23 protein-coding genes, 1 tRNA gene and 1 pseudogene are annotated in these 23,737 nt (G+C 62.8%); 11 read left to right on the plus strand and 14 right to left on the minus strand.

Annotated elements, in window-relative coordinates; genetic code table 11:
• Positions 1–241: 241 nt before the first annotated feature.
• From FM113_RS11620 to FM113_RS18630, 9 genes and pseudogenes are all read left to right on the plus strand, one after another.
• On the plus strand, positions 242–544 hold the full coding sequence (locus FM113_RS11620) for a hypothetical protein (protein WP_087014867.1): 303 nt from the start codon (positions 242–244) through the stop codon (positions 542–544).
• Positions 545–547: 3 nt separating this feature from the next.
• Positions 548–835 carry a hypothetical protein gene (locus FM113_RS11625; RefSeq protein WP_087014869.1) on the plus strand — a complete coding sequence of 96 codons (288 nt, stop codon included), beginning with the start codon at positions 548–550 and terminating at the stop codon, positions 833–835.
• Positions 836–1,134: 299 nt separating this feature from the next.
• On the plus strand, positions 1,135–1,842 hold the full coding sequence (locus FM113_RS11630; protein ID WP_087014871.1) for an MT-A70 family methyltransferase: 708 nt from the start codon (positions 1,135–1,137) through the stop codon (positions 1,840–1,842).
• A gap of 12 nt (positions 1,843–1,854) precedes the next feature.
• The gene (locus FM113_RS11635) at positions 1,855–2,058 is read left to right on the plus strand and encodes a hypothetical protein (protein WP_087014873.1); all 204 of its coding nucleotides are present in this window, start codon (positions 1,855–1,857) and stop codon (positions 2,056–2,058) included.
• A gap of 236 nt (positions 2,059–2,294) precedes the next feature.
• The gene (locus FM113_RS11640) at positions 2,295–4,475 is read left to right on the plus strand and encodes a type IV secretory system conjugative DNA transfer family protein (RefSeq protein ID WP_140393355.1); all 2,181 of its coding nucleotides are present in this window, start codon (positions 2,295–2,297) and stop codon (positions 4,473–4,475) included.
• 195 nt (positions 4,476–4,670) lie between these two features.
• Complete coding sequence (locus FM113_RS11645) at positions 4,671–5,441, plus strand: replication-relaxation family protein (RefSeq protein ID WP_087014877.1); 771 nt, start codon at positions 4,671–4,673, stop codon at positions 5,439–5,441.
• 69 nt (positions 5,442–5,510) lie between these two features.
• Positions 5,511–5,987 (plus strand): hypothetical protein, encoded by a 477-nt coding sequence (locus FM113_RS11650; RefSeq protein ID WP_087014879.1) that lies wholly within the window; start codon positions 5,511–5,513, stop codon positions 5,985–5,987.
• A 57-nt stretch (positions 5,988–6,044) separates the two neighbouring features.
• Complete coding sequence (locus FM113_RS11655; RefSeq protein ID WP_140393356.1) at positions 6,045–6,902, plus strand: hypothetical protein; 858 nt, start codon at positions 6,045–6,047, stop codon at positions 6,900–6,902.
• Positions 6,903–7,005: 103 nt separating this feature from the next.
• A pseudogene (locus FM113_RS18630) lies at positions 7,006–8,127 on the plus strand (recombinase family protein); the annotation flags it as partial.
• A 670-nt stretch (positions 8,128–8,797) separates the two neighbouring features.
• Here FM113_RS18630 and FM113_RS11670 read toward each other — a convergent pair.
• From FM113_RS11670 to FM113_RS11720, 11 genes are all read right to left on the minus strand, one after another.
• Positions 8,798–8,873 (minus strand) — tRNA-Ala (locus FM113_RS11670).
• Positions 8,874–8,975: 102 nt separating this feature from the next.
• Positions 8,976–9,410: a ribosome silencing factor gene (rsfS, locus tag FM113_RS11675; RefSeq protein WP_369676697.1), complete on the minus strand. Its 435-nt coding sequence runs from the start codon at positions 9,408–9,410 to the stop codon at positions 8,976–8,978.
• Between the two features lie 26 nt (positions 9,411–9,436).
• Positions 9,437–11,026: a hypothetical protein gene (locus tag FM113_RS11680; protein ID WP_087014886.1), complete on the minus strand. Its 1,590-nt coding sequence runs from the start codon at positions 11,024–11,026 to the stop codon at positions 9,437–9,439.
• Positions 11,019–11,663 (minus strand): nicotinate-nucleotide adenylyltransferase, encoded by a 645-nt coding sequence (nadD, locus tag FM113_RS11685; protein WP_087014888.1) that lies wholly within the window; start codon positions 11,661–11,663, stop codon positions 11,019–11,021. Before nadD ends, FM113_RS11680 begins: the two co-directional genes overlap by 8 nt.
• A complete protein-coding gene (locus FM113_RS11690) occupies positions 11,644–11,853 on the minus strand; it encodes a hypothetical protein (protein ID WP_087014890.1) in 210 nt (69 codons plus the stop codon). Before FM113_RS11690 ends, nadD begins: the two co-directional genes overlap by 20 nt.
• 57 nt (positions 11,854–11,910) lie before the next feature.
• The gene (locus FM113_RS11695; protein WP_087014892.1) at positions 11,911–13,164 is read right to left on the minus strand and encodes a glutamate-5-semialdehyde dehydrogenase; all 1,254 of its coding nucleotides are present in this window, start codon (positions 13,162–13,164) and stop codon (positions 11,911–11,913) included.
• Positions 13,165–13,181: 17 nt separating this feature from the next.
• The gene (proB, locus tag FM113_RS11700; protein ID WP_087014894.1) at positions 13,182–13,976 is read right to left on the minus strand and encodes a glutamate 5-kinase; all 795 of its coding nucleotides are present in this window, start codon (positions 13,974–13,976) and stop codon (positions 13,182–13,184) included.
• Positions 13,973–15,478, minus strand: coding sequence for a GTPase ObgE (gene obgE / locus FM113_RS11705; protein ID WP_087014897.1), 1,506 nt, complete (start codon positions 15,476–15,478; stop codon positions 13,973–13,975). Before obgE ends, proB begins: the two co-directional genes overlap by 4 nt.
• 69 nt (positions 15,479–15,547) lie before the next feature.
• Positions 15,548–15,802 (minus strand): 50S ribosomal protein L27, encoded by a 255-nt coding sequence (rpmA, locus tag FM113_RS11710; RefSeq protein ID WP_087014899.1) that lies wholly within the window; start codon positions 15,800–15,802, stop codon positions 15,548–15,550.
• Positions 15,803–15,835: 33 nt separating this feature from the next.
• Positions 15,836–16,144 carry a 50S ribosomal protein L21 gene (gene rplU, locus FM113_RS11715; RefSeq protein WP_087014901.1) on the minus strand — a complete coding sequence of 103 codons (309 nt, stop codon included), beginning with the start codon at positions 16,142–16,144 and terminating at the stop codon, positions 15,836–15,838.
• Between the two features lie 145 nt (positions 16,145–16,289).
• Positions 16,290–18,701: an Rne/Rng family ribonuclease gene (locus FM113_RS11720; protein ID WP_087014902.1), complete on the minus strand. Its 2,412-nt coding sequence runs from the start codon at positions 18,699–18,701 to the stop codon at positions 16,290–16,292.
• 316 nt (positions 18,702–19,017) lie between these two features.
• Between FM113_RS11720 and FM113_RS11725 the strand changes: the two genes are divergently transcribed.
• The gene (locus tag FM113_RS11725; RefSeq protein ID WP_087014903.1) at positions 19,018–19,629 is read left to right on the plus strand and encodes a vitamin K epoxide reductase family protein; all 612 of its coding nucleotides are present in this window, start codon (positions 19,018–19,020) and stop codon (positions 19,627–19,629) included.
• A gap of 17 nt (positions 19,630–19,646) precedes the next feature.
• On the opposite strand, the gene coaE is transcribed toward FM113_RS11725, so the two are convergent.
• The gene (gene coaE / locus FM113_RS11730; protein ID WP_087014905.1) at positions 19,647–20,258 is read right to left on the minus strand and encodes a dephospho-CoA kinase; all 612 of its coding nucleotides are present in this window, start codon (positions 20,256–20,258) and stop codon (positions 19,647–19,649) included.
• 47 nt (positions 20,259–20,305) lie between these two features.
• On the opposite strand from coaE, the gene FM113_RS11735 reads away from it, so the two are divergent.
• Positions 20,306–20,911, plus strand: coding sequence for a DUF4126 domain-containing protein (locus tag FM113_RS11735; protein WP_087014907.1), 606 nt, complete (start codon positions 20,306–20,308; stop codon positions 20,909–20,911).
• A gap of 133 nt (positions 20,912–21,044) precedes the next feature.
• Here the strand turns inward: FM113_RS11735 and rpsA are convergent, their stop codons facing one another.
• Both rpsA and FM113_RS11745 read right to left on the minus strand, forming a co-directional pair.
• A complete protein-coding gene (gene rpsA / locus FM113_RS11740) occupies positions 21,045–22,493 on the minus strand; it encodes a 30S ribosomal protein S1 (protein ID WP_087014968.1) in 1,449 nt (482 codons plus the stop codon).
• Between the two features lie 139 nt (positions 22,494–22,632).
• Complete coding sequence (locus FM113_RS11745) at positions 22,633–23,703, minus strand: helix-turn-helix domain-containing protein (protein ID WP_087014909.1); 1,071 nt, start codon at positions 23,701–23,703, stop codon at positions 22,633–22,635.
• Positions 23,704–23,737 lie beyond the last annotated feature (34 nt).

Genomic DNA, 23,737 nt, shown 5'->3' on the forward strand with positions numbered 1-23,737 from the left:
AAGAACTGGCCCTCGCGGCCTGACTAGAACTGTCACCTGTTCCTGCATCAGACCCGCTGGGCAACTGGTTGAACATTCCTAGCCATCTATTTCCTCCTGCGCCGGTGCAGTGTGGGAGCACACTAGGTAATTTTATGGCACCGATTACCCTCATTTTGCGTATCGCAGAATCTAGGACTTTTCGAGAATAGAGGTACCCCAGGAACCGAGGGGTGCTTCTCTTTCTCAAAGGACACGCATCATGGCAAACAACAAAGTCGCCCTCTTCGGCGGTATGACCACCCAGCAGGGCCAGGCCCTCAGCACCCCGGTCGCACGGACAACCAAGCGCGAGATCGAACAGTCTGCGGCACGAGCAGAGATCGCCGCCGTTCAAGAACAAGGGCACGCGTTCTTGGCCTCCGTGGCCATGACGAATGTGTCGGTGCTGGTGAACCAGGCAGAGCTCCATATCAAGACGAATCCGGCAACCGCGCACTTCATGGAGCAGATCATCTCCGGCTACGCCATCGGTGCTGGAATGCGCCTGAACCGGGAGCTGTAGACCATGGACTGGAATAGCCCGACAGACCTCGCCCTCATCCCGGTCACAATCCTGATGTGCGTCTTGCTCGTATTCACCTTGATTGGACTGTGGGGAAATTTCAAGGAGTGGCAGCGCAAGCGCCAGGCAGTACGTGTGTCCGCGCTCGAGGCTGAACTCGACCGCACCTCCGAGGAACTCAGGCAGACCATCCTCAGCCTCGCCGCAGAGCTCGACCACAACCGCAACGAAGCAATCCGGCAGATGTGCGACACCGTCGACAGCGCTCCGCCGTACGAGATCAGGAGGTAGCTGGCGCAGATCCTGATCTCGTAAAACACCAGCAGATTCCGCATTGTTGCAACTAAAACAACGGTTACTTTCGGCGCACCGTTTTCGACCTTCCACCTCTGTTACTTCGGTGTCGCGTCGAGCGTCGATCGCGAGGAGTTGCCTCTTTTAGGGACTTGTCCCAGCGGGGTATAACAGCCCCAGAAGCCGCGCCGCTTCCCGCCTCGTTTCTGAAGAGGCCGGTGAGTAAGCGGAGCGAGCGAAATATCAGCAGTGCTTAGCCGGATCGATCCGGCACGGGCAGAAAAGGAGCTACAGCCATGCCAAAAACAGACCAGCCACGCGACCATCTCGATGAGAACCGGGCACCAAAACCCGGTACTTACACGGTGGTCTACACCGATCCCCCTTGGGGGTTGCATCAGCGTCGGAGCGGAAACTCGAAAGGCTATGCCGCCGCCGAAGACCACTACCCGGTTATGAGCGACAAACGGCTCCTCGGCCTCGGATCAGCCGTGCGAGAGATCGCCGCCGAGAACAGTTTCTGCTTCCTCTGGGTCACCGCCGCCACCGTGCCGCTCGGCCTCGAGGTACTCAAAGCCTGGGGATATGACTATAAGAACTTCTACTTTTGGGCCAAGGGTCGCTTCACGCTCGGCAACACGTTCCGTAATGCCGGTGAGCTGATGCTCCTCGGCATGCGTGGCAAAGGCACCAGGGTGGCGTTCAAGTCCCAGCCCAACTGGGGGTTCCACGCGCTGCAATCGCACAGTACGAAGCCGCAAGAGCTGCACCTCATGGTTGAACGTCTTGTCGGCGCGAATGAGGACACGAAGATGCTCGAGCTGTTTGCTCGTCGTCCCGCCCCGTCGCGGCTGAACTGGGACATCTGGGGCAACGAGATTCCCTCGAGCGAACCGTCGCTCATTTCGCTGGTGAAGTGGGGCTACCCAGTACCCGGCGACCATCCGGCAGGCGCAGGCCTCGTAAGCGGCGACGAAACATCGACCACGGAGTCAAAGCGATGAGAGGGGTGAAGCATGTCCGAAGATATGAAGCCGACCTCGATGATGGCGAGGCTGCTACGCGGGAGCGCATACCTGTTCGGCGCAGTCATTCTGTTGAACCTGACGATCTCGATGCTCCGGGAGCTGTGGTGGGTGTTTCTCATCGTCGGGATCGTCGCCATCGTGATCATCGGCATCAGGCTGTGGCACAGGTTCAGGAACCCCTGGGACGAGTAGGTCACCACCCGGCCAGAACGCGGGGTCGACCATGAGTAAGCAATCTCGACGTCGACCAGGCAGACCAAAAGGTAGCGACTACCAGGCGGGATTCCGAGTCGTGCCGGTATGGAAGCAAACGTTTGACGAGGAAGCGTTCGCACGAGCTCTGTTGCTGCTTGCGATGTACCTTGACGAAACCGGACAAGTCGTCCATACCAAGACGCACAGCAATACGCATGAGGAGGGTGAGCATCATGAGTAGCAGCAGTAAACCAACGAAGCCAGCAACATTGCAGCGGCGCGGAGGCCGACCGAAAACCCTCGAATGGCGTGAGCTCACCTGGAGCGATGTCCTCGCTCCATCGAACGTTGCTGCCGTCCTTGAACGGTTCGCCACCGCCCCAGAGCTTGGGCAGATCGTGCTCGAGTTCCGAGCAGATCACAACGGCGCGCGCTGGTTGCTGGGTGCAGAAGCGCACCGGATCCCCGCGATTAAAGACGCGCTGGTATCCCACGCTCCGGTGCGGGTGACGACACCTCGACGGGTACGCGCTGAGATGGACGATGCCGCTCAGGTCACTGTTTCCGGTGGTAGGCCACTCAGTAGTCACCCGGATCGCGTAACGGCGGCGGTTCGGGCGCTGTACGGCACGGTGAGCCAGCTTCAGGACGGTGAGCGGGTCGTACTCCAACTCCTGCTCGGAAGGCGCCTGTCGCCGAGTTACTGGCATCCCGAAAGCCATCGGCCTTGGCTCGACCTGCTCCTCGGCACACCTGCCCCGAAACACCTGACAGCAAAACCTTCAACTGAGGTGCGTGAACGGCATGGCTTCCACGCCAACCTACGCATCGGCGCGATGGGGACGCGGGTTCGTACCCAGTTCCTCATCCGCCAAGTCTTCGGATCACTGCGCACCGTCGAAACCAACGAAGTCAGATTGAGACTCACCGCCAGCCATCCGCTGAAACTCCACGAAGCCAGAACACCGTGGCGGTGGCCGCTCGCCCTGCGCTCGTCCGAACTGATGGCGTTCACTGCCTGGCCCACCGGTGAACCACCGCTACCGTTACTGGGGTCGCTGCATCCGAAGCTACTCGCACCGCAGAAGAACCTCGTGCGCGACAGTCGAGTCATTGGAGTGACAGCAGCACCGGGGCCTGAAGAGAAGTTCGCGCTCCCTATCCGTGACGCTGTGTTCCACACGCAGCTCGTAGGCCCGACCGGTTCTGCGAAGTCGACAGTGATGCTCGGCCTGATCGAGGACAGCATGCGCGCTGGCCGAGGTAGCCTCATCATCGATCCGAAGGGTGACCTCGCCACCGATGTGCTGGCGCGCGTACCGGCTGACCGGATCGATGACGTCGTCGTGATCGATCCCACGAACACTGACCCGGTGGGGTTCTCCCAGTTGCAAGGCCCCGCCCGGTTCGCGCACCTTCGAGCCGACGCGTTAGTGGCGCTGTTTGAGTTGCTCTTCAAGGAGTACTGGGGTATCCGAACCGCAGATATTCTCTCGGCTTCGTTTCTCACGCTTGCTCGAGTGCCGGAAGCGAATCTGCTCTGGCTGCAGCCGTTGCTGACAAACCCGTCGTTTCGAAAGAAGGTACTCAAAGGCCAGAAGGACCCCCTCGGCACGGAGAGCTTCTGGCGTCAATACGAAGCCAAGAAACCAGAGGCACAAGCTGTCGAAATCGCACCAGTCTTGAACAAGCTCCGCCAGATCATTCTGCGGCCAGGACTCAGGGCGATGCTCGGTCAATCGCAGCCAAAGTTCAACGTCACCGACATCATCTCGAAGCGTCGCATCGTGGTGGTGAACCTCAACCGAGGGCTGCTCGGAGCGGACGCATCGCGGCTCATCGGGGCGCTGCTTATTGGGCAGTTATGGTCAGCGCTTTTAGCCCGGCAGTCGGTGCCGAAAGAGCGTCGTCACATCGTCGAAATCTTCATTGACGAGGTGCACGACTTCATCGCTGGCATCCCCGGCGACCTCTCCGATGCGCTCGCACAAGCTCGCTCGCTCGGTGGTGCATTCACGATGGCGCACCAGTATTTCAACCAGCTCGATCCAGCGATGCGTGAGGCCATGAACGCGAACGCGAGGAACAAAATCTACTTCGGAATGAACGGCTACGACGCGCAAACCACAGCCAAACAGATCCCACAACTCGTGGCACAAGATCTGATGCAGCTGCCGAAATACCACGCCTACTCGAACGTGCTTCAAGGCGGTGAAGCGACCGGTTGGGTGACGATCAAGACCCGACCACCAAGCGCCACGGTCATTGATCCATCGATCGTCTACGCCGCTTCACATGACCGGTATGGCGTGAGTGCGGAGGAGACAGAGCGGCGCATTCTCGCCCTCATCGAGCAGAGCAACCTCGACGATGCAGCCGAAGCGAGCGGCGGCATCGGGAGGGCGAAACGATGAACACGATCAGATTCCAGCCCAGATCCTCGAGACGTTTCGGAAGACGATTCGCGCCCCTGAACACACCCCAAGAAGCGCAAGGTTCCGCCAAAGCACGAACGCTCGTGGCAGTGACTGACCCCAAGTGTGGGGTCACCCGGCAGCCCGAGCCAGGAGGTAGCCCAGCAGCTGCACCGATACGAAAGGAGAACGCTCATGTTTGACCACGACCATCCCATTTACGAGCAGCTGCTGAAGCTGATCCGTGAGCATCGCTTCCTCACCACGCACCAACTCGTGAGGCTGACGATCACCGAATATGGCAGCCTGCGCTCAGCTAAACGGCAGACGCTCAGGCACCTCTGGACGCTGCATGATCGGCAGTTCCTCACACGATTGGAGCGACGAATTGGAGGCTGGCAAGGCGGCTCGACCGTCACGATCTGGACGCTCACGACCAAGGGGATGCGGCATCTGACGGGCAGCAGATCCAGACTCAGACCGCACCACTATTCGACGACGTTTCTCGAGCACACGCTCGCCGTCGCGGAGATGAACATCCTCCTGAACGAACTCAGCGTGCAGCATCCGGAGCTGCAGGTCGAGGTGAGAAATGAGCCAGAGTGTTGGCGACGTTATCTGAACGAACACGGCGTCACCACCACGCTGAAACCCGACCTATCCGTCACCGTTACCAGCCCTGAATATGTCGACCGCTACTTCCTGGAGGTAGACCGAGCGACAGAAAATCCGGGTCGGGTGATCGGCAAATGCTGGCAGTTCATTCACCATCGCAGAAGTGGCACGGAGCAGAAACGCACCGACGGAATCTACCCCTTCGTCGTCTGGATAGTGCCGTACGAGAAGCGCAAAGCACAACTCGTTCGAGCCATGGATAGCGAGCCGAAACTGCAGCGTGAGCTCTTCATCGTGGTCACCCCGAACGAGCTTCTTCCGCTGATTCGAGACGGGCCAAGTACCGCATAACCCACCGGCCAATGCTCGGCGAAAGCCGATGCCTTGGAGAACCAACTCAACCCTGAAAGGAGGTGCCCCATGACACCCGAACAACACCCCGCTCAGCCATCCGGCGAGCACGAAACCACTACGAACAAGAGCTGCCGTCTCAACGATGACTCGTACATCCAAGACGCCGCACTGATCTACAGCAGGCATGCCCTCACCGAAGACGAACGAGCCGCCTTCGAGCACGACGTACCTGCCCTGATCGAAGAGTTCAGCGACCGATACATCGGCAGCTACTCCAGCCCCGAAGCGTTTATTGACGAGAGCGTCAAACGACTCGGCTGGGAACAAACGATCCGGATCGCAGCATCCCAAGGCAGATTCCCAATCGGGATCATCGCCCTCGATCATAAAGCGATCTACGACTACCTCAGTCGCTACTACCGGATCATTGCTGACGCTGGCCATCAGGTTATCGAGGGCATGCCCGTGATCCACGTCTATACGAAGCCCGGAGTCAAACCACCAAAAGCTGACTGCTTCGAAACGAGCGATGACGAGGCATAGCCCCTCATCACTGCATCAGCGAATTGAACTTATCGACCTTCAGAAAGGAGGCACATCATGAACGAACATTTCCAACCTCAACCCACAGAACAAGCAATGCCAGAGCGCCGTGAGCTTGGCGAAGCGCACCTCGCACCGTCTCGCATGACACCCGACTGGCGCAGAGTCGAAGTCGCATCCCACCGCTTCGGTGACCACATCGCTGACGGCATCGCCAAAGCCTCCGAATACAAGACCTTGATAGAGCACGGCACCGCACGCTGCATCGCGCACGTCCTCGGACGAGCACTCGACCGCTCGAGCGCCCTCGCAGCGTTTGGACGCACCGGCGAAGCAGATTATGCGGCCATGCGTGACGAGTACCTAGCGCTCTATTCGAACCCAGATGCTCCCGCATGGGTGGTGGAGCAGATCGACTGGCTCGGCACCCACCTGATCCGCACCGCGCACCCGAGCGCTCAGACGATCAGCTACCGGGAGCCATATCCACTGACGCTCGAGGAACTCCTCGTCCCAACCGAAGTGCGCGTGGGCGAGCTCGAGATGACCGTCCAGGTACCCGGCTGCTACGACGGCAGCACGATCATGGAGCTGCAGGAGGTACTCACTGATCACAAGCTCGATCGCGACCCTGGACTTCAGGCGTACTTGTCCCTCCCAAACGTGAACGCAATGTCTGGCGACATTATGGAGGGCTTTCACAACTCACTCATCGCCGTGTTTCGTCACGAAGAAGCAGCACTCAGGTCAGTCTGCGATCTTGACGAGCGGGAACGCGAGATTGAGGACTTCGTCTCAGAACGAGGCCTGTACTACGACTACCTGACCCCAGACCTCGAAGTGCTTCGTGAGCAAGTGCAGGACATGGTGGATCTGGTGGAGCGAGAGGATCGCGTCTATGTCTTCTACAAATAAGGGGTCACCTGAAGAGCACGGCGAACCTGTGGAAAACCGCATGATTCCGCCTGAAAATGGGCTGGACTCTTCTTACGAAAGAAGCGTCAATGGAGACATGAGTATGTCACCATTCACCACAGGAGCAGCCACCGCTGCACCGCCAACAGCCCTCGATCCATTCGCAGCGCTCACCCAGAGCTTCGCCCCCAAACGCGCCGTCTCGTATCTCCGTGTTTCCACTCGGGAACAGGCCGAGCGCGGAGGCCGCGAGGAGGGCTTCTCCATCCCCGCGCAGAGAGACGCCAACAAGAAAAAGGCCCAATCGATGGGCGCGATGGTTGTTAAGGAGTTCGTCGAGCGCGGCGTATCCGGTACGTCAACGAACCGTCCTGCCCTGAAAGAAATGCTCCGGTACCTGGAAGAAGAAGGCGAGCAGATCGATTACGTCATCGTCCACAAGCTCGACCGACTTGCGCGCAATCGGGCAGATGACGTCAAGCTCAATTCAAAGTTCCAACAGCACAACATCCGACTTGTCTCGACAAGCGAGAACATTGATCAGACCCCAGGCGGCATGTTGCTCCATGGCATCATGTCGAGCATCGCCGAGTTCTACTCACGCAACCTTGCAAACGAAGTACTCAAAGGCATGAATGAAAAGGTGAAAGCCGGTGGCAGCGTGAGTCGCGCCCCGCTGGGGTATCTCAATGTTCGTACTTTCGAGAACGGCGCTGAAGCTAGAACAATTGCAGTAGATAAAAAGCGCGCGGATCTCGTGCGGTGGGCATTTGAGACGTATGCGCGAGACGGCTGGACAGTGAAGACACTGGCCGAGGAGTTGAATCGCAGAGGCCTCACGACCGTGCCAACTCCGAAGATGGCAGAAGGCCCGGTCGGAGCAAGGCAACTGCACAATATTTTGTCGAACCCCTTTTATACAGGAGTCGTGACGTTCAAAGGTGTTCAGTACCCCGGTAAACATTCGCCACTGATCGACAAGATAACTTTCGACACCGTGCAGACAATCATGGGATCCCGCCTGAGCGGAGAGCGATCACGCAAACACGCGCATTACCTGAAGTCGACATTGTTTTGTGGACACTGTGACTCGCGGCTCATGATCCAGAAGACCAAAGCAAGTAAAAGCGGCGAACGATACGAGTACTTCTCTTGCACCGGTCGGCATGCAAGACGTACGAGATGCAATCTACGCTCTATCCAGGTGTCAGTCGCGGAACAGCTTATCGAGCGGCTGTATCGTCGCATCAGTGTCAATGCCGCCTTTCTTGATAGATTTGCCAGCCTACTTCGACGCGATCTGAAGGAGCTTCAACTCAAGGATGACGAAGAACGCGCATCGCTTGAGACCACGAAGCAGACGATCGAACGCAAGCAACAGAAACTCCTCGAGGCTCACTACAACGAGGCAATCTCTGTGGAGGTACTCAAGAAGGAGCAAGCAAAGCTCGAAGGAGAAATGACCTCAGTACGTCGAAAACTTGAACCTCACCTTGCAGCAAAGAAGAAAGGTGATACGGTCATCGACCTTGCGCTTGAGATCTCTCGTGATCTAGCAGACAACTACCGCAAGGCTCCCGGGAATGTCCGTCGTCTCATGAACCAAGTCTTCTTTGAGCGCGTCCTCGTGCATTACGAAGAGGAAGACGGTAGCTGGCACGCTATCCCTGAATACGCGAGCGCATTCGCTTTCCTCGGCGCGGACGGCTTCCGCACCGCCATTTCCAACTCTTCAGAGTTCGAGGAGAACGACTACCAGGTCATTGGTTCAATTAAGAGCACATTAGGGACCCAGACGAAAAAATCCAATGCCCCTCTGCATCAAGCGGAGGGGCATCTAGATTTAACAGACATGAATCTTATTCAATGCCCCATTATTTCTATTAAGAGCACGGTGGTGGATCTGAGGGGATTCGAACCCCTGACCCCCTGCATGCCATGCAGGTGCGCTACCAACTGCGCCACAGACCCGTGGAAGTCGGAGGAATGCTCCCCCGACAACTCCTCTACTCTACCGCACGGCCCGGGGGCGGACGCAAATCGCGCGATCCCGGGCGTGCCTCGAATGTGCCGTTATTCGTCGCCGCCAGCGGCTTCGGCACTCGCCACGGCGGGTACCTCGATCATGCCGGTGATGTCGATAACGGGGCTGTCCTGCCAGAGGCGTTCGAGCTGGTAGAAGTCGCGCTCTTCCTGGTGGAAGATGTGCACCATCACATCGCCGAAGTCGAGGAGGACCCAGCGGCCGCTTCCGCGACCTTCGCGCCGGATCGTACGGACGCCGGCCTCGTTCAGGGCGTCTTCGATCGCGTCGGAGATCGCCTGCACGTTGCGCTCAACGCTGCCGGTGAGAATGAGGAACGCGTCGGCGAGGCCGAAGTGTTCAGTGACCTCGAGTGCAACAGGTGCCGTGGCACCGAGCTTGTCGGCGGCACGTACCGCGATCGCGAGGTCGGCGAGAAAGTCCCGCCGCGGAGTGGTCTGCGTGTTCAGTTCAGTTCCTTTGATTGGTCATGGAACGGGTGGGGTTCGGGTTAGCCGAACATCCCGTTGCTCGCGCCCCAGACGCCCAGGGCCACAACAGCGACAAGCAAGCCACCGCCGGTGAGCGAGAGTACCAGAGGAAGCTTACTGCGTTCCTTGGTGGGTTTCGCGACGACGGGAATGCTGGAGTCCATGCGGGCGCTCACGGCGTGGCGTGCCGACACGGGCGCGGGACCCTGGCCGGTGGTCTGCGGGTCTTCGGTGGCGGCCCCGGTGATGGGGTCGAACTCGATGGAGTCGTGCAGCGAGGAGTGGCCGCCGGTCTCCCCCAGCGACTTGGGCAGCTTCAGCGAGCCAGTGACATACAGCTCACCAGTGCCGCCGAGCGGGCCCGTCAGGCCGCCCGTATCCTCGGGCATCGCGGGCAGGATCAGCGCCGACGTGTTCGAGCTCGCGGTCGCCCCTTCCTGCGCGACAGCACGGGAGATCAGGTCGTCAAAGTCCCCGCCGGCCTCGGGGCCCGCGGAACCCGGCTGGGTACGCGTTGCGGGATCGTCGAAGACCGATCGCCACTCCTCCGGGGGAGCAATGTCGGGGAACGAGTATGCGGGCTTCGCGCTCACCGGTTCGGCTGGCACGGGAGCAACCTCGGGCTCGTCACCGGGAGCCTGCGGCGCGACGGGCAATACGTCGGGCGCGTCATCGCTGGGCACAACCACGTCAGCGATCGGCGTCGCCACAGTGGCGGGCTCGGGACGAACCTCGATTGTCTCGGGGCCAGCGGCTGCCGGTGCCTCCTCAACAACAACTCCGGTGATGACCTCGGTCGGAGCCGCATCTGCGGGAGCCTCGACTGTCTCGCCGTCCGATACCGCCTCGGGGGCAGGATCCGACTCGTCGGTGGTCGCGGCCGCATCCTGAGCCGCCTCAGCCGCGGCCTCGTCCTCGTCAGCAGAACCGGCCTCGGCAGCAGAACCGTCCTCGTCTTCGGCACGGTTCTTCTTCCAAGGAAAGCGTCGCTTCGGCTTCGCGGGTGCCGCAGCCTCATCGGCGTCGTCGATCGCGGCCTCGACCTCGTTGACGGCCTCGGCTTCGTCCCCGCTCTCCGCGGGCGCGCTCGGCGCGGTGTCTTCGACTGACGGCTCGGCAAGCTCGGCAGCTTCTGCCTCAGCCGACTGTTCAGCCTGACGCAACTCGTCCACCGTGAACGGCTCCGTAGGAGGCGAAATCAGTGAGTCGAAGTCAATCTCCCCGGTGAGGGGTGCGGCGGGCTCGGTGGCCTCAGGTTCGGTCGCTTCGGGCGCGGTCGCTTCAGCCTCGGCGGCCCCGGCCGGCTCTTCCGCTATTGCTGGCTCAGCTGTTGCGCCCGGCTCGGCGGCAACGGGGGTTGCCTGCTCGGCCTGCGCAGCGAGCGCCTCTTCGCGGAGCTGGCGCATCTCGCGCCGGCTCCGAGGGGTGCCGTCTTCATGCAGCGGGGAGATCTCAATCTCAACCGACTGCGCTTCAGGCTGCGCCGCGGGAACGGGGGTGTCGGCTTCGACTGCCTGAACCTCGGAGAGGTCAAGCGCGCCGGTCTCACCCATCTCCCGCAGACGCAGCTCACGCCGCGTTAGCGGTCGTTGTTCGTCCTGCTCAGTCATCCTCAGTCGCTTCCTCGGTGTACAACTCGTGCTTTGCAATGTACTGCACGACACCGTCCGGCACGAGGTACCACACCGGATATCCCCTGGCTACCCGCGAACGACAGTCAGTTGACGAGATCGCCAATGCGGGAACTTCCAATAAGCTTACGTGTTTCCCAGACAATCCTGAAAGCGACAGTTCGTGGCCCGGGCGCGATACCGCGATAAAGTGCGCGAGCTCCCAGAGCTGATCGACGTCCTTCCAGCTCACGATCTGCTCAACCGCGTCGGCTCCGGAAATGAAGAACAAGTCCGCATCGGGGTACTGTTCGCGCAGGTCGCGGAGCGTGTCAACTGTATAGGTGGGGCCGGATCGGTCGATATCCACGCGACTCACCGCGAAGCGCGGATTCGAGGCGGTGGCGATGACCGTCATCAGATAGCGGTGCTCGCTGGGCGAGACGTTGCTCTTCTGCCAGGGGCGTCCGGTGGGTACGAAAATGACCTCGTCGAGCTCGAAGTGGTGAGCCACTTCGCTTGCGGCGACGAGGTGCCCGTGATGGATCGGATCAAATGTCCCACCCATCACCCCGATACGGCGACGGCGAGCCGTTGCCGTATCGGGCAGGGGAAAACTAGTGCTGCTGAGCGCCATGCTCGCGTGCGTATGCCTCAGCCTTCTGCGAGTGGCGGTTTGCCACATCGCGGAATGAGAACGTCACCGCGGCGAGAGCCGTGAAGACGACGAAGGCGATGACACCGTAGACGGGTGCCGGGAACGGCAGCTCGTTTACGACGTGGTGGCCCGCTTCAGCGGCGACGGCCATCGTGGCGAGAAGTGACATGAAAACCCCTGCATTCGTGACGGATGTAAATACTGTCTCCCAGTGTACCGCGTTGGGTTACCGAATCTGGCCGCCGCCACGCACCAGCCACTTTGTGCTCGTGAGTTCGGAGAGACCCATCGGGCCACGCGCATGCAGCTTCTGCGTGGAGATTCCGACCTCGGCCCCGAAGCCGAACTCCCCGCCATCGGTGAAGCGGGTCGAGGCGTTCACCATCACGACGGCAGAGTCGACTTCAGCGAGGAACCGCTCGGAATTCGCGTAGTCCTGCGTGACAATAGCTTCGGTGTGCTTCGTGGAGTAGCGCGCAATGTGATCGAGCGCCTCGTCCAACGACGCCACGATGCGAACTCCCATAGCGAGCGCGAGGTGTTCGGTGGACCAGGTTTCCTCGGTTGCGGGAGCAATGCCCTCAGCAGCCGCACGCGCGGCCTCGTCGCCGCTCAGCTCGACGCCGCCGTCCTGCAACGCTCGCGCGAGTCGCGGGAGCATCCGTTCAGCCGCATCGCGGTGCACGAGCAGCGTTTCCGCGGCGTTACAGACACTCGGCCGGTGCGTCTTTGCGTTCGTGATGATACCGACGGCCATTTCCTCGTCGGCACTCGCATCGACGAACACGTGCACGACACCCGAACCGGTTTCGATCACGGGAACTGTCGATTCCTGCACAACCGTCGAGATGAGTCCGGCACTCCCCCGCGGGATCAGCACGTCGATGTAGCCGCGGGCACGCATGAGCCGCGACGCCCCCTCGCGCCCGAACTCGTCGATCGTCTGGACGGCCTCCCCGTTCAAGCCAACGCTGTGCAGGGCGCGCTGGATCAGGGCCACCAGCACTCGGTTGCTGTTTTCCGCAGCGGTGCCGCCTCGGAGGACCGCGCCGTTCCCGCTCTTCAGCGCGAGCGCAGCGATGTCAATCGTCACGTTGGGTCGCGCCTCGTAGATCGCACCGACGACGCCAAACGGCACGCGGACCTGGTTGATCTTGATCCCGTTTGCGAGTGTCGAGCCACGTAGCACCTCACCCACCGGATCCGGCAGCGCAATGACCGCTCGCACGGCCTCCGCGAGGCCACGCAGCCGCGCCTCGTCAAGCCGCAACCTGTCGAGCAGCCCCTCGCCAATATCGTTCTGGGCCCCGAGCGCAAGATCCTTCGCGTTCTCCGCCACAATTTCTGGGACGCTGCTCTCCAGAGCGCGAGCAATCGCTTCCAGACCGGCGTTCTTCTGCGCGGTGGTCACTGTGGCGAGCGACTGCGCAGCGACGCGGGCACGCTCGAGCTTGGCGAGGAAAAGATCTGCGTGGGACATGACCTCAGCTTAGCGGCTCAGTCTCCGTCTGTGGCCTCCGCCGGACGACCGTCGAAGCGCGTGCCATGATCAGTGCCGTCAAGCACCGCGGGGAACAGACGCGTCTCGGTGAGGAGGACGTGTGCGCCCGCGTCCGCAGCAAGCCGCGCGGCCTGTACCTTGGTCGCGGCTCCCCCGGTGCCCCAGCCAGACTGCGCGGCACCGATCTCGATGCCCGCAAGATCGTCACCATACGGCACGTGCGGGATCCGTTGCGCGCCGACAACTGTCGGCGGTGCGGTGTACAGGGAGTCGACATCAGAAAGCAGCACGAGGCGGTCCGCGCCGATCAGCCGTGCAACAAGCGCGGCCAAACGGTCATTGTCACCAAAGCGAATCTCGTGCGTCGCAACGGTGTCATTTTCGTTGATGATCGGGAGGATCCCGAGCTGCAGGAGCCGCTCGATCGCTCGCCGCGCGTTACCGCGGTGGGTCGGGTTGTCGATGTCGTGCGCCGTGAGCAGCACCTGGCCAGCAATGATTTCATGGCTGCTCAGCGCGCGCTGGTACCGGTTCACCAGGATGTTCTGCCCCACCGCCGCAGCTGCTTGCTGTGTCGCAAGGTCCTCGGGCCGCTCGGCCAAGTTCAGGAACGGCACCCCGGTGGCGATCGCGCCACTGGAGACAAGGATCACCTCGGCTCCCGCGGCGTGCAGCCTCGCGAGCGAGGTGACAAGCGTCGGGATCTGCACGGCGTTGTCGCCGCTCACGGACGACGAGCCGACCTTCACGACGACGCGTCGTGCCGCGAGCAGCTCGGCGCCGACGCTCACGACTCTTCGCTCCACATCCCCGATTCGCGTTCACGCTCGAGTTCGGCGCGGGCTTCAGCCTTGGCGTCCATGAGCACGTGGTAGTCGGTGCGCCGCTCCTTGTTGGTGCGGCGTTCGTTCGGCTCAAGCCGCGCGTCGCTGCCGCGCACGCCCATCTGCACCTCGGCGGCGCTGGTGACCGTCGGCTCCCAGTCGAAGACGACGCCGGATCCGGGGCCAATCACGACCGCGTCGCCCGCGACCGCGCCAGCCTTGATCAGGGCGTCGTCGATGCGGAGCTTCTGCAGCCGGTCCGCGAGATACCCCACCGCTTCATCGTTCTGGAAGTCAGTCTGGGCCACCCAGCGCTCGGGCTTCTCGCCCAGGATCCGGAAGATCGTGCCGTAGCTGCCACCCTCCTTGACGATCCGGAAGCCGCCGTCGTTCACAGCCTTGGGCTTCAGAACGATGCGCGGCTGTTCCGGGGTTTCGGCAAGCTTGGTCGCGCGCGCTTCCTCGACGAGTTCCGCCAGGGCAAAGCCGAGTTCGCGCAGCCCCTCGCGGGACACCGTAGAGATCTCGAATACGCGATAGCCCTGCGCTTCGAGTTCCGGACGCACGAACTCGGCGAGCTCGCGTGCCTCGGGAACATCGATCTTGTTCAACGCAATGAGCTGCGGCCGTTCGAGCAGCGGAACCTGTCCCTCGGGAACCGGGTATGCGCCGAGCTCACCCTTAATGATCTCGAGATCGGAGAGCGGGTCGCGGCCAGGCTCCAGCGTCGCGCAATCCAGCACATGCAGGAGCGCACTGCAGCGCTCAACGTGGCGGAGGAAATCGAGGCCGAGCCCTTTCCCCTCGCTCGCACCCTCAATGAGACCAGGTACGTCGGCGACGGTGAACCGCGAGTCGCCAGCCTGCACGACACCGAGGTTCGGGTGCAGCGTGGTGAACGGGTAGTCGGCGATCTTCGGCTTCGCCGCGCTCATCGCCGCGATGAGGCTCGACTTGCCCGCGGAGGGGTAGCCGACGAACGCAACGTCAGCGATTGTCTTCAGCTCGAGGGTGATCGAACCCGACCAGCCATCGGTGCCGAGCAACGCGAAGCCCGGGGCCACGCGTTTCGCACTGGCGAGCGCATTGTTCCCGAGCCCGCCGATGCCGCCCTTCGCGGCAACGATGCTCATGCCGGGCTCGTTCAGGTCGATGAGGGTCTCCCCGTCAGCGTCCTTCACGACAGTTCCCACGGGAACCGGGAGGATCAGGTCCTCCGCGGTCGTCCCCGCGCGGTAGCCGCCAGCACCGTAGCCGCCGTTCTCTGCGACCCGGTGGGGCCGGCGGTGGTACTCCAGCAGGGTCGTCACCTGCGGATCCGCGAGGATCACGACGTCGCCGCCGTTCCCACCCGCCCCGCCGTCTGGGCCCGCGAGTGGCTTGAACTTCTCACGCCGGACTGAAACACACCCGTTTCCCCCACGACCGGACTGGAGGTGCACCTGCACCTGGTCAACGAATGTCACCATGCTGAGAAATCCTTCGGTAGATACGGCAAAAGGCGAGCCGAAGCCCGCCTCGCCGTCGAAAAGCCTAAGTTAGGCTGCGGAAACGATGTTGACGACCTTGCGGCCGCCCTTCGCGCCAAACTCGACTGCCCCTGCTGCAAGTGCGAACAGAGTGTCGTCCTTGCCGCGCCCGACGTTTGCGCCGGGGTGGAACCGAGTTCCGCGCTGACGGACGATGATCTCGCCCGCGTTGACCTGCTGGCCACCGAAACGCTTCACGCCGAGGCGCTGCGCGTTCGAATCGCGACCGTTCTTGCTGGAGCCCACGCCCTTTTTGGATGCCATGAGTCTCTACTCCTTCGGTAGTGCCTGGAAAAGTTACTTGATGCCGGTGACCTTGAGGCGGGTCAGATCCTGACGGTGCCCCTGGCGCTTCTTGTAGCCGGTCTTGTTCTTGTAGCGCTGGATGACGATCTTCGGGCCGCGCAGGTCGTCGAGGACCTCAGCCGTAACCTTCACCTTGGCAAGCGCTGCCGAGTCGGTCGTGATCTTCTCACCGTCGACGAGCAGAACGGCGGGAAGCTCAAGCTTGCCCTTTGCGTCCCCTGCTACACGATTGACGGTAATGATCGAGCCAACCTCGACCTTCTCCTGACGGCCGCTTGTGCGCACTACTGCGTAAACCACTTGTCACCCTTTTCTTGAGGATTGTCCTGCGTGTCGAAGCGCGGCCGTGCCGGACTTCGAAGTCTGAGGTGTCGCCGCCAGAGCAGCGCCAACACTCAATAATATCTCGATGACCGCCCACTGGTCAAATAGGCGGTCCCGCGTGTCATGCCTGATCCGACTCTTTCCGGCGCACCGTGGCTTCCAGCGCCTCGGCCAGAGCGAGCTGCGCCGCCTGTGCCTCATCCGCACGCGACTCGCTGCCGCCGCGAAGCGGAGCGGTCGAGACGCGGCGGCTCCGGGCGCGCCCGGTGCCCGCGCTCGGCGCGTCTGGGAGCGCGTTGAGCACAGAGTCGAGGAGGTTGCCGCCTGCCGCGGGCGCGCTTGCAGCCGCCGGCGATCCCGCGCCACTTCCGAAGCTCGATCCTGCACCTGAGCGAGGTGCACTCTCCTGCTGATCCGCATCAGACTGCCGCGACGGGCGCGCCGAGACTCGGCCCGTGGCCCGCGATCCGCGGCGGCCTGCCGGCGCGGCAGCACTCGTGGATCCCGACGCCTCAGCGGCGGGGACTTCCTCATCGTGAGCCTCATCCTTTGCGGGAAGCGTCGACGCGGCGACCTGCGCGAGCATGTTCTTGGCACCGTCGGAGATTGCGTGTGCCTGCGACTTCGCTTCCGGCTGTGGTGCCTGATGCTGCTGCTGGCCGCGACCGCGCTTCGAACTGCGCACGGGTGCCTCACTCCGGTGCCGCGACACAGGCTCGTGGTGCACAATGACGCCCCGCCCGGCGCACACGTCGCATGGTTCGCTGAAGGACTCGAGTAGGCCGAGGCCGAGCTTCTTTCGCGTCATCTGCACGAGCCCAAGCGAGGTCACCTCGGCAACCTGGTGCTTCGTGCGATCGCGGCTCAGGCACTCCACCATGCGGCGCAGCACGAGGTCGCGGTTGGACTCGAGCACCATGTCGATGAAGTCGACAACGATGATCCCGCCGATGTCACGCAGGCGCAACTGGCGCACGATCTCCTCGGCGGCCTCGAGGTTGTTTTTCGTGACAGTCTCCTCGAGGTTTCCCCCGGAGCCAACGAACTTGCCGGTATTCACGTCGACGACGGTCATCGCCTCGGTGCGGTCGATCACCAGCGAACCGCCGGAGGGCAGCCACACCTTGCGATCCAGTGCTTTCGCGATCTGCTCCGTGACCCGGTACTCGTCGAATACATCACGGTCACCGTCGAAGTGCTCCACGCGGGTGAGCAGGTCAGGGGCCACCTGTGCGAGGTAGTTCTCGATCACGGTGTACGTGTCCTGGCCCGAGATCAGCAGCCGCTGGAAGTCCTCGTTGAACACATCGCGGATGATCTTGATCAGCATGTCGGGCTCCGAGTGCAGCAGTACTGGGCCGCCACCCTTCGCCACGCGCTTCTGGATGGATTCCCACTGGCGGGTCAGCCGCTGCACGTCGTGCGTCAGCTGATCCTCGGTGGCACCCTCGGCCGCGGTACGGACGATCACGCCGGCACCGCTCGGGAGCACCTCTTTCAGAATCTTCTTCAGGCGCGCGCGCTCCGTATCCGGGAGCTTGCGCGAGATGCCGTTCATGGCACCGCCGGGCACGTAGACAAGGAATCGCCCAGGCAGGGAAATCTGGCTCGTGAGGCGGGCACCCTTGTGACCCACGGGGTCCTTGGTGACCTGCACCAGGATCTGGTCGCCCGGCTTCAGCGCATTTTCGATCTTGCGCGCCGTGTTGCCGCCCTCGAACTCCGACCAATCAACTTCGCCAGAGTAGAGGACAGCGTTGCGGCCGCGGCCAATGTCCACGAACGCCGCTTCCATGCTCGGCAGGACGTTCTGGACACGGCCCAGGTACACGTTGCCGATGAGCGAGCTTTCGCTGGAGCGCGCGACATAGTGCTCCACGAGAACCTTGTCCTCAAGCACGCCGATCTGCACACGGTCCGCGGTGGTGCGGACGATCATCTCGCGATCGACGGACTCGCGGCGGGCCAGGAACTCGGACTCGGTGATGACCACGCGACGCCGTCCAGCGTCGCGACCATCCCGGCGGCGCTGCTTCTTTGCCTCGAGCCGGGTCGATCCCTTGATGCGCTGTGGTTCGGTGATCACCGGGGCCTGACGGGGCTGACGCCGTGGCGCCTCTTCTTCGGCGTGCACCTCTGAGCCGCCGGAACGGCGACGGGTGCGCCGTGACTGCGAGCCCTGCTCACGTTCCTCGCTGGGCGCTTCGGCTTCGAACCGCTGGTCCAGAATGTCGTCGAGCTGGCGCAGCTCGCTCGGGCGGAGCTCACTGCGTCGGGGACGAGGCGGGATCGGCGGCACGTCGGGAGCAAGGAATATGAGCCGCGTCGTCGCCCGGAAGCGCTCGGCGGGCGTCATATCCGCGAGCGGCAGCACGAGCTGCGGGCCGGCGGGCGCCGCTTCGGTGACGGGATCTGCATCGCGCACCGAGTCGGCCTCGGCAGCTTCGAGCTCCGCAGTGGCCTCTGAAGTGTCGAGGGCCTCAGCGAGCTGCGGCGATTCATCGTTCTGTTCTGGTGTGGTGTCTTTCACCATTGCTGGTGTCTCCTTATGCCCGGAGAAAGCCTGACTTGCTCCGGCAATTCTTCGTCGCACGGGGGTGCCGTGCGTGCGGTTCTCCGCGGGTGTCAACCACCCGCGCTCGGTCGCTCTTGGACCGGTGACAACCAACGGTCGCCATAAGACTGTGCGTGTCGGACCCGTTCCAGGGTCCGTACACCGCACTTCATTATGTCACGGTCCACTGAAAAACCGCAGAAACCGTGCCGCGGCGGGCCAAGCTTTCCACCCGGCTACGGAACTCACGCCACTCACACCTGGGCACGCAGGCAGTCGCAGTAGGATCGGCGATATGAGCCTTGAACCTCGCACCGCGAAGCGCCCCGTCGGCTTCGCACTCTTCACAATCATCGCGGGGGCTATCGGCCTCTTCGCGTCGTGGGAACTGCTCACCGAGTACATCAAGACGCTCGCCCAGCCCGGCTACGTGCCGAACTGTGCGGTCAGTATCCTCGTGACATGCGGACCCAACATGGACTCCTGGCAGGGTTCACTGTTCGGATTCAGCAACACAATCATCGGCGTTGCCGGGTTCATGGCTCCGATCTTCGTGGGTGTTGCGCTCCTCGCCGGGGCCACCTTCGCGCCGTGGTTCTGGCGGGTGTACCAGCTCGGACTGCTCGGAGCCTTTGTGTTTGTCATCTGGCTGTTCACACAGAGTGTGTTTAGTCTGGGGACGCTCTGCCCGTGGTGCATGGTCGTGTGGGCAGTCACGATCCCGCTCTGGTGGGTGAGCGCGTTCCGCCCCACAGCGGCGGGCGACATCCCCGCATCAGAGCGCACTCGACAACTCTTCCAGCAGCTCGCGTCCTGGTCGTGGGTCATGATCCTGGTGACCGTGCTCGTGATCGCGTTTATCGCGCAGCTGCAGCTCGACTGGTTTGCGGAGATTGCCCGGGCGTAGCGCCCGGCGGCCGTGCGCTACGCCCGGCTCTCCTCCGCGATCCGCGCCCACAGCGCGTCAACCTGCGCGAGCGTGTCGGCTTCGCTCCCCGAAGTATCAATGATCACGTCCGCGATCGCCCGCCGCTGCTGCGCGCTTGCCTGCTGTGCAATCCGACGCCGGGCGTCCGCCTCGGACATTCCGCGCAGTTCAACCATTCGTGCTACGCGCTGCTCCTCCGGCGCGTCTGCGACCACAACAGTGTCGAACTCCCCCGCGCGGCCCGTCTCGGCGAGCAGCGGAATCTCGTACACAATGATGCTCCGCTGGTCCGCGGCCTGGGCATTGGCGACCGCAGCGGCGAACAACCGAGCAACCTCGGGGTGCACAATCGCGTTGAGATCCTGCAGCGCTGCGGCGTCCTGGAACACGATTGCTCCCAGCGCCGCCCGGTCAAGTTCCCCCGTCACAGTCAGCACCCGATCCGCGCCGAATCGGTGCGCCACCCGCGCAAGCCCAGGAGTGCCCGGCGCAACCGCGTCACGCGCGAGCTGATCCGCGTCGATGCGCGTGGCCCCGAGCTCAGCAAGCCGGCGCCCGATCGTCGATTTGCCGGAGGCAATTCCGCCGGTCAGTGCAATTACCGTCATGGTGTTAGCGTAGCGTCAGAGAGCCACCCTGCCACGCGAGGAGAGACATGCTCGAACTCATCACCGGCGCGACGCTCGCCGCTTCTGCGGGGCTGAACGCGTATATTCCGCTGCTTGGGCTCGGGCTTCTCTCTCGCTTCACCGAGCTTGTGCAGCTCCCCGCGGGCTGGGGCTGGATCGAGAACGAGTGGTCGCTGGGGATCCTCGGCGTGCTGCTTGTGATTGAGATACTCGTGGACAAAGTTCCCGCACTCGACACAGTGAACGATGTGCTCCAGAGCGTCGTCCGCCCCGCTTCCGGCGGAATGGTGTTCGCCGCGGGCGCCGCGAGCGATACCGTGGCCGTGCAGGATCCGGCCGTGTTTGTGTCGTCCGGCCAGATCTGGCCGTTTGTGCTCGGGATCGGGATCGCGCTGATCCCCCACATCTTGAAGGCCGTGGCCCGGCCCGTCCTGAACGTGCTGACCGCCGGTGCCGGTGCCGCCGTCGCGAGCTTCTTCGAGGATCTTGGCGCAGTGGCACTCACGCTCCTCGCCGTGGTCGTGCCCGTACTCGCCCTCGTCCTGCTCGTGGTCATCGTGGTCTGGCTCGTGCGCCGCCTGCGCCGCGCTCTCCGCGAGCGTGCCGCACGCCCCACGCTCATCGAAGGGTGAGTTTCTGGGGCTTCGCGTGCGTGAAGCCCCAGAAACTCACCCTTGGGTGGGGAGGACGTGCCCGCGCACGCGCACCGAAACGCCGCAGGCCCGGCCACCGAAACGGTGACCGGGCCTGCGAACTGCTTCAGGGTTAGTTACCCTCGAGCTGTGCCTTCAGCGCAGCGAGTGCTGCGTCGTCAGCGAGCGCACCGGCCGAAGCCGAGTCGCTGGAGAAGGTCGATCCGCCGGTCTCCGACGCAGCCGGAGCCGCGATGATCTCGGTGAGCGAGGCAGCAACCTGCTTCTTGTGTGCTTCCCAACGCTCCTGTGCGGCTGCGTACTCCAGCTCCCACTTCTCGCGCTGCGACTCGAAGCCTTCCTTCCACTCCTGCGTCTCCGGATCGAAGCCCTCGGGGTACTTGTACTCGCCGGCCTCGTCGTACTCGGTGGTCATACCGTAGAGTGCGGGGTCGAACTCGGTGCCCTCGGGATCGACGCCATCGTTCGCCTGCTTGAGGCTGAGCGAGATGCGGCGGCGATCGAGATCGATGTCGATGATCTTGACGAAGACTTCCTGGCCGGCCGAAACGACCTGCTCAGCAAGCTCAACGTGCTGACCCGACAGCTCGGAGATGTGCACGAGGCCCTCGATGCCGTCTGCAACGCGAACGAACGCGCCGAACGGAACGAGCTTCGTGACAACACCCGGGGCGATCTGACCGATCGCGTGGGTGCGTGCGAAGACCTGCCAGGGGTCCTCCTGCGTAGCCTTCAGCGACAGCGACACGCGCTCGCGATCCAGCTCGACAGAGAGCACCTCGACGGTGACTTCCTGGCCCACCTCGACGACGTCGGAGGCGTGCTCGATGTGCTTCCAGGAGAGCTCGGAGACGTGCACGAGGCCGTCAACGCCGCCCAGGTCAACGAACGCACCGAAGTTGACGATCGAGGAGATGACACCCTTGCGAACCTGGCCGGGCTTGAGCTCGGCGAGGAACGAGGAGCGCGTTGCGGACTGCGTCTCTTCGAGGAGCGCACGGCGCGACAGGACCACGTTGTTGCGGTTCTTGTCGAGCTCGAGGATCTTTGCTTCGATCTCCTGACCCAGGTACGGGGTGAGGTCGCGCACGCGGCGCAGCTCGATGAGCGAAGCGGGGAGGAAGCCACGGAGCCCGATGTCAACAATGAGGCCGCCCTTGACGACCTCGATGACGGTGCCGGTAACGACGCCCTCGTTCTCCTTGATCTTCTCCACGTCGCCCCAAGCACGCTCGTACTGAGCGCGCTTCTTCGACAGGATCAGGCGACCTTCCTTGTCCTCCTTCTGGAGAACGAGCGCCTCGACCGAGTCGCCGACCTGGACGACCTCATCCGGATCGACGTCGTGCTTGATGGAAAGCTCGCGCGAGGGGATCACACCCTCGGTCTTGAACCCGACGTCGAGGAGAACCTCGTCGCGGTCAATCTTCACAACGGTACCCTCGATGAGGTCTCCGTCGTTGAAGGACTTAATGGTCAGTTCGACCGCTGCAAGGAAGTCTTCGGCAGAGCCGATGTCGTTTACTGCGACCTGCTTACTCGTGGTCGTTGCGTTCGTCATGTAATTGGTCTCCAGAATGGACAGGATATTCAGGCGAGACGCGCGTGATTCCCCGGTTTCCGTGAGATGACTCTCGCGGAGGGTGAGGCGCTCGACTCGCATGTGGACATGGTTGAGTCGCCACAAATGTGACGGTTCATCATACCTCGGTATTTGACCCGTGAGCAAGCCGTGATTCGCGGCGTTTCGCTGCCGTTCCGGACACCGCGGCGGCAATCAGGCAGGCCACCGCAACAGCCAACCCGCCCAGAGCGATGAGGAGGAGGATGTTCGGTTCGAGGGTCGTATCGTCCCAGCGCAGCAGGTCCGGCGCCCAGCTCCAGTGTTCACCGAGCACACGGTTCACTGCCCAGTTGGTGCCGGGGGTTGCCACACCGAGAAACAGCGACACTGTCGCCGCACGGATCCAGCCGGATGCCGGGAGGTACCGAATCGTCAGTGCGATCGCCCACACGAGCAGACACCCGATCCCGGCGAGCGGCAGCATCGGATGTGCCCACAGCTCGGGCCTTCCCGTTGCCAGAGCGATCACCCCGAGCAGCAGGGCGAGCGCGACGGTGTCGATGACGAGGGCCAACACCGTGAGGTGCCGACTGACGGGCGCGGGGAGCCCTGCTGAGCGAAGCAGGATCGGCGCGAACACGCACACGAGCCCGAACAGTACCGCGGCGAAGACGATCCAGATCCAGGCCCCTGGAGCGTGTTGGACGCGCACGATGAAGAGCAAGGCACCGAGACTCACCGTTGCGCCTCCCAGCGCGCTCCACCCGCGCTGCGGGATCGGAAGCAGCGGGAGGGTGGTGAGCGAGAACGCGACAGCCACAGCGGCGAGCACGATCCAGAACCAGCTGAGCGTGTGTGACACCGAGAGGTTCACGATGAAGCAGCTCAGCAGGGTGACGGCGTAGGCGATGCCGGTGCTCCAGAGAATCGCGGAGCGCCAGCCCCGGTAGGCACGGGCGTCGCGCTGCACGGCCCGTCCTTCATGGTCCTCGCTTGCGCTGATCAGTTCGTTGCCGGTCACGCCGAGCTCCGCCGCCAGCGCCTGCACAAGCGTGATGTCGGGATAGGAGAGTCCGCGCTCCCATTTGGACACCGCGGACTCGGTGACGTGCAGGCGGGTCGCAAGCTCGCGCTGGGTGATGCCGAGGGCGCGGCGGCGCTCAGTCACGAAGCGGCCGAGGTCGCGTTTGGAAATATCGGAGGTCATGGATCTATCTCAGCAGAACGGGTGGGCTGGAACG

Origin of the sequence: Leucobacter sp. 7(1), assembly GCF_900163635.1 — a bacterium.
GTDB lineage: Bacteria > Actinomycetota > Actinomycetes > Actinomycetales > Microbacteriaceae > Leucobacter.

Bases quoted from the DNA above. Each gene is read 5' to 3' on its own strand.
- FM113_RS11720 (WP_087014902.1), bottom strand. From the start codon at position 18,701: ATGGTGAAAGACACCACACCAGAACAGAACGATGAATCGCCGCAGCTC.
- FM113_RS11620 (WP_087014867.1), top strand. From the start codon at position 242: ATGGCAAACAACAAAGTCGCCCTCTTCGGCGGTATGACCACCCAGCAG.
- FM113_RS11745 (WP_087014909.1), bottom strand. From the start codon at position 23,703: ATGACCTCCGATATTTCCAAACGCGACCTCGGCCGCTTCGTGACTGAG.
- FM113_RS11630 (WP_087014871.1), top strand. From the start codon at position 1,135: ATGCCAAAAACAGACCAGCCACGCGACCATCTCGATGAGAACCGGGCA.
- FM113_RS11680 (WP_087014886.1), bottom strand. From the start codon at position 11,026: ATGACTGAGCAGGACGAACAACGACCGCTAACGCGGCGTGAGCTGCGT.
- coaE (WP_087014905.1), bottom strand. From the start codon at position 20,258: ATGACGGTAATTGCACTGACCGGCGGAATTGCCTCCGGCAAATCGACG.
- FM113_RS11695 (WP_087014892.1), bottom strand. From the start codon at position 13,164: ATGTCCCACGCAGATCTTTTCCTCGCCAAGCTCGAGCGTGCCCGCGTC.
- rpmA (WP_087014899.1), bottom strand. From the start codon at position 15,802: ATGGCATCCAAAAAGGGCGTGGGCTCCAGCAAGAACGGTCGCGATTCG.
- nadD (WP_087014888.1), bottom strand. From the start codon at position 11,663: ATGGCGCTCAGCAGCACTAGTTTTCCCCTGCCCGATACGGCAACGGCT.
- FM113_RS11690 (WP_087014890.1), bottom strand. From the start codon at position 11,853: ATGTCACTTCTCGCCACGATGGCCGTCGCCGCTGAAGCGGGCCACCAC.
- obgE (WP_087014897.1), bottom strand. From the start codon at position 15,478: ATGGTGACATTCGTTGACCAGGTGCAGGTGCACCTCCAGTCCGGTCGT.
- FM113_RS11735 (WP_087014907.1), top strand. From the start codon at position 20,306: ATGCTCGAACTCATCACCGGCGCGACGCTCGCCGCTTCTGCGGGGCTG.
- FM113_RS11640 (WP_140393355.1), top strand. From the start codon at position 2,295: ATGAGTAGCAGCAGTAAACCAACGAAGCCAGCAACATTGCAGCGGCGC.
- FM113_RS11650 (WP_087014879.1), top strand. From the start codon at position 5,511: ATGACACCCGAACAACACCCCGCTCAGCCATCCGGCGAGCACGAAACC.
- FM113_RS11645 (WP_087014877.1), top strand. From the start codon at position 4,671: ATGTTTGACCACGACCATCCCATTTACGAGCAGCTGCTGAAGCTGATC.
- FM113_RS11635 (WP_087014873.1), top strand. From the start codon at position 1,855: ATGTCCGAAGATATGAAGCCGACCTCGATGATGGCGAGGCTGCTACGC.
- FM113_RS11625 (WP_087014869.1), top strand. From the start codon at position 548: ATGGACTGGAATAGCCCGACAGACCTCGCCCTCATCCCGGTCACAATC.
- FM113_RS11655 (WP_140393356.1), top strand. From the start codon at position 6,045: ATGAACGAACATTTCCAACCTCAACCCACAGAACAAGCAATGCCAGAG.
- rpsA (WP_087014968.1), bottom strand. From the start codon at position 22,493: ATGACGAACGCAACGACCACGAGTAAGCAGGTCGCAGTAAACGACATC.
- FM113_RS11725 (WP_087014903.1), top strand. From the start codon at position 19,018: ATGAGCCTTGAACCTCGCACCGCGAAGCGCCCCGTCGGCTTCGCACTC.